Origin of the sequence: Tabrizicola sp., from assembly GCF_051645465.1 — a bacterium.
Taxonomy (GTDB): Bacteria; Pseudomonadota; Alphaproteobacteria; order Rhodobacterales; family Rhodobacteraceae; genus Tabrizicola.
The window spans coordinates 1-2,513 of the sequence record NZ_JBOFBI010000255.1; the positions used below are offsets into that span (position 1 = coordinate 1).

Here is a 2,513-nt window from a genome sequence, read left to right on the forward strand (position 1 = left end):
CCAGGTTCAGCGCCAGCAACAACTGCCCGACCGATTTGCCGAAAAAGATCATCAGAAGGCAGTTCCAGCCGATGATCGAGGCATATTGCAGGAAAACCGTGATGATCCAGCCGCGATCCCCGAATTGCGGGCGGGCGGCTGCGATGGAGTCGATGCCATAGCGGGTGGCGGTCGGGACCACGGCCAATGTGACCAAGAGCATGCCGATCATGCTGCCAGCCGTCATCGCGGCGATGCCCATCTTGAGGTTCAGATAGTAGCCGACATATTCGCCGATGATGTAGCACCAGGTTGCTGCGGCGGTGACCAGCAGCACCATGAACAGCTGCCAGGGTTTCCAGTCTCGTTCGGACCTTGTCAGCGGCCAGCCGGATTCCTGGCTTGTTTCGGGATTGCTCATGACCACCCCCACAAAAGCAGGATCGCCGGACCAACAGCGCCAAGCGCGATCAGCCAGACCCAGTCGATCATGCGGAAACCGGCGCCCTGCATTTCCGGCTTTTCCAACTCGGCCAATCGGCGTTCGAGTTCCGGGTGTATTCCTTGTTGTGGCATCTTGGTTCCTCCCGTTGTTGTTGCTTGTTGTCGTCAGCCTTTGATCCGCTCGCCCTTGGGGTCGTACCAGGGGCGAAGTTGCACACGGGCCGGGTGGCGCTTCCAGGCGACTTCGACCTCCCATGATCCATTAGAAAGCCAGGCCTCGGTCACGTCATCGGAGCAGCTCACATAGCCCATCCCCAGCGAAGCGCCGATCCGGTGGCCCCAGCCGCCCGACGTGATCGCGCCGACAATCTGACCGTCGCGCAGGATCGGCTCGTTGTGGTAGACCAACGGCGCTTGCGGTCCCTCGTCCACCAGCCGCAGTTGCACGAGCCGTCGGGTCAGCGGCCCCGTCGCCCGCGCCAGCAGCGCATCGCGCCCGATGAAGCCGCCTGGCTTATCCATCGCCACCGCAAAGCCCAGACCGGCCTCACGCGGTGTGTCTTCCTCGCCGATGTCATGGCCCCAGTGGCGATAGCCTTTTTCCATGCGCAGGGAGTTGATCGCGAAATAGCCGCCCATGCGCAGGCCGAACGCCGCACCCGCCGCGACGATCCGGTCGAAGACATGGCCCGCGAACTCGGCGGGCATATACAGCTCATAACCCTGTTCGCCGACATAGGTCAGGCGGCTCGCACGGACGCGGGCATAGCCAAGGTCGATCTCGCGGCTGGTGCCAAAGGGAAAGCTCTCGTCCGAGAAATCCAGCGGCGACAGAGTGGCCAGCAGTGCCCGCGCCTTCGGCCCCATCAGCGCCAGCATCGGCAGGCCCGAGGTAACATCCTGCACATGCACATGCGCGTCTTCGGGGATATGCCGCTTCAGCCAGGCCATGTCGCGTCGCTGTGAGACCGCGATGGAGACCAGGAGGAAGGCCGCGGCCGACAGCCGGGTGACGGTCACATCCGCCTCGATCCCGCCTGCGTCGTTCAACCATTGGGTATAGACGACGCGGCCGACGGGCACGTCGATGTTATTGGCGCAGACCTGGTTGAGAACGCGGCAAGCATCGCGCCCTTCGACATGGTACTTCACGAAACAGCTGTGATCGAACAGCGTCACATTCTCGGCAGTGTTGCGGCATTCCGCGCCGCAAGCATCGAACCAGTTCTGCCGCCCGTAGGAATAGGCGATGGTCGGCGTCGTGCCGGATGTGCCGAAATAGCCGGGGCGTTCCCATCCGGCGGCTTCGGTCATGCAGGCGCCCATCGCCTTTAGCCGGTCGTGGAACGGGCTGCGGCGGATGTCGCGGACGGTGGCAAATTGGCGGTAGGGCCAGTGCATGTCAAATAGAAGGCCCAGGGTTTCGGTCGTGCGGTCCTCAAGGTATTTCCGGTTGCCCTGAAATGCCTGCATCCGGCGCACATCGACATCCATCAGCTCCATCGGCGGGCGGCCGTCGCGGATCCAGTCCGCTAGCGCCTTGCCCACCCCGCCCGAGGACAGGATGCCGATGGAGTTGAAGCCGGTCGCGCAGAACAGGCCCTGCACCTCAGGTGTCTCTCCCAGAAGATAGCGGTCATCGGGGGTAAAGCTTTCGGGGCCGTTGAAGAAGAGCTGAATCCCGGTCCGCTCCAACACCGGCACCCGGCGGGTCGCGGCTTCCAAAAGGGGGGCGATGTGGTCGATATCCTCGGGCAGTGTTCCGAAGGCGAAGTCGTCGGGGATGCCCGCCTGCCCCCACGGCTTGGCTTTCGGTTCAAAGAACCCGACCAGCAGCTTGCCCGCGTCTTCCTTGTAGTAGGTCCACTCATCCCCAAGAAACAGCACGGGCAGATTGCGCGGCAGGCCTGCGACGGGTTCGGTGACCACATAGAAATGCTCAGCGGCATGGAGGGGCAGCGTCACGCCCACCTCTGCCGCCAGATCGCGCGACCACATGCCGCCGCAGATCACGACGGTTTTGGCGCGGATCGGGCCTTTGGCCGTCATCACTCCGGCAGCTTTGCCATTCTCGACCAGAATGCGCGTGA

General features: G+C 63.2%; 3 protein-coding genes. All 3 read right to left on the minus strand.

The genetic code is table 11. From position 1 onward, the window contains the following. Window positions 1-400, minus strand: a 400-nt coding sequence (locus tag ACRCSW_RS16770; protein ID WP_438706795.1) for a cytosine permease, incomplete at its 3' end; no start/stop codon positions are given. Further along, complete coding sequence (locus tag ACRCSW_RS16775; protein ID WP_438706796.1) at window positions 397-555, minus strand: hypothetical protein; 159 nt, start codon at window positions 553-555, stop codon at window positions 397-399. The genes ACRCSW_RS16770 and ACRCSW_RS16775, both read right to left, overlap by 4 nt. Window positions 556-588: 33 nt before the next feature. Beyond that, window positions 589-2,513, minus strand: a 1,925-nt coding sequence (locus tag ACRCSW_RS16780) for a GcvT family protein (protein ID WP_438706797.1), incomplete at its 5' end; no start/stop codon positions are given.